This window comes from uncultured Campylobacter sp. (assembly GCF_937997595.1).
Taxonomy (GTDB): Bacteria; Campylobacterota; Campylobacteria; order Campylobacterales; family Campylobacteraceae; genus Campylobacter_B.
Genome location: NZ_CALKTS010000204.1, coordinates 1 through 1,850 on the forward strand (window position 1 = coordinate 1; position 1,850 = coordinate 1,850).

1 protein-coding gene is annotated in these 1,850 nt (G+C 34.3%); it reads left to right on the forward strand.

Going from position 1 to position 1,850, the window contains the following annotated elements:
* Nucleotides 1-223: 223 nt before the first annotated feature.
* Entirely contained in the window at nucleotides 224-1,735 is a 1,512-nt protein-coding gene (locus tag Q0614_RS07155) for a YifB family Mg chelatase-like AAA ATPase (protein ID WP_298787616.1), read from the forward strand.
* Nucleotides 1,736-1,850: the final 115 nt, after the last annotated feature.

The following is a 1,850-nucleotide window of genomic DNA, read 5'->3' on the forward strand; positions in this document are numbered from 1 at the left end:
ATTAACTAAGCGGCGATTGGCGCAAAAGCTACCTTAGGCGCAAAAAGAGCCTTAGCCTTTGCTACAAAATTAGATTTTGCAATTATTTATTACTTTACGAGTAACCGACTTGCAAGATAAATTATTAAAATCCTTTTGTCTAAAACTAAATCAGCCCCAACAATACCCTTAAATTATATCATGATAAATTGATTTTGGATACCCTTTATGATTAAATTAAATCATGATAAGTAAAGTTTTATCCGCAGCCGCAATTGGATATTCGGGAGAATTAATAGAGGTTGAGGGCGATTCATCTCAAGGTCTCCCTTCCCTACAAATAGTTGGAATGGGAAATAAAGCTATTGATGAGTCAAAAGAACGCGTTCGTAGTGCAATTAAAAATTCAGGCTTGGATTTCCCAAAAAAGAAAATAACAATAAACTTAGCGCCCGCAGAAATACCAAAAGACGGAACAAGTTTTGACTTGCCAATTGCGATATCTATTTTAGCAATTAGTGGACAGCTTAGACCTAAGGATATTAATCATCGTGCTTTTACTGGCGAACTTTCACTTAGCGGAGATTTACGCCCTATAAAGGGAATAATAAATATTGTCGAAAAATTAAAGAATAGTGGAGTAAAAGAAGTTTTCATACCCGAGAAAAACTATAACCAAGCTACATTGATTGACGACATCACTATAATTCCTGCTAATAATTTAAGAGACATATTCCTTCATCTTAAAAACGAAAAAACAATCATCATACCACAATCTAAACGAGTGATGATAGATGACGCAAAGGAAATATCGCTAGACGATATAGTCGGCCAAGAACAAGCTAAGCGCGCCTTAACAATAGCTATTGCCGGTAGGCATAATATTCTTCTCGCTGGTCCTCCGGGAACAGGAAAAACTATGTTAGCCAAGGCTGCGTTAAACCTATTGCCAAGTTTAACAAAAAACGAACTCCTAGAAGTATCTAAGATTCACGGTTTAATCGAAGATATCGATATCAATAATATCAAAAGACCTTTTAGAGCACCACACCACACTGCTAGCAAGACATCCATAGTAGGCGGAGGACCAAAAGCTATGCCTGGTGAAATCAGTCTTGCACATATGGGAATTTTATTTTTAGATGAAATTCCTGAATATCAAAAAACAACTCTAGAAGTATTAAGACAACCTCTCGAAGATAAAAAAGTGACAATTAGCCGTACGAAATATAGAAGTGTTTATCCGGCAGATTTTATGTTAGTAGCTACAATGAACCCCTGCCCTTGTGGATTCTATGGCGATCAAACTAAGCAATGCACATGTACAGCTTTGCAAATTTTAAACTATCAACGAAAAATATCAGGTCCACTTCTAGACCGTATAGATATGGTTATTAATGTAAATAGAATCGATAACGAAAGATTATTAGCTCAAAGTAATAAAAACAACAACGAAAGCATTAACACTATAAAAAAGATTAAATTATCGTCTAAAATACAACAAAAACGTTATGATAGTTGTATAAAATACAACGGATCTGTAAATATGAAAGATGTAAAATCAGTGTTTATGTTAGATGATGTAGCAAAAAAACTATTAGATACTGCAACCTCAAAATTAGATATTTCAGCACGTAGTTATCTAAAAATATTAAAAGTGGCTAGAACCATCGCAGACTTAGACAATTCAAAAACGATTAAAACATCTCATATAAGTGAAGCTCTTCAATATCGCTATAGACAAGAAACATTATAGACTCCTCTTGCTTTTTGACGCCCACTCTGATATAATTTTAACCGAGTGAGTGTTCAAAATATCTATTCGAAAGGAAGGAAATATTAGCAAAAACATACGAATTAACGAAGAGATT

Excerpts from the sequence above, each read along its gene's own strand:
- Q0614_RS07155 (WP_298787616.1), top strand. The coding sequence starts at position 224 with ATGATAAGTAAAGTTTTATCCGCAGCCGCAATTGGATATTCGGGAGAA.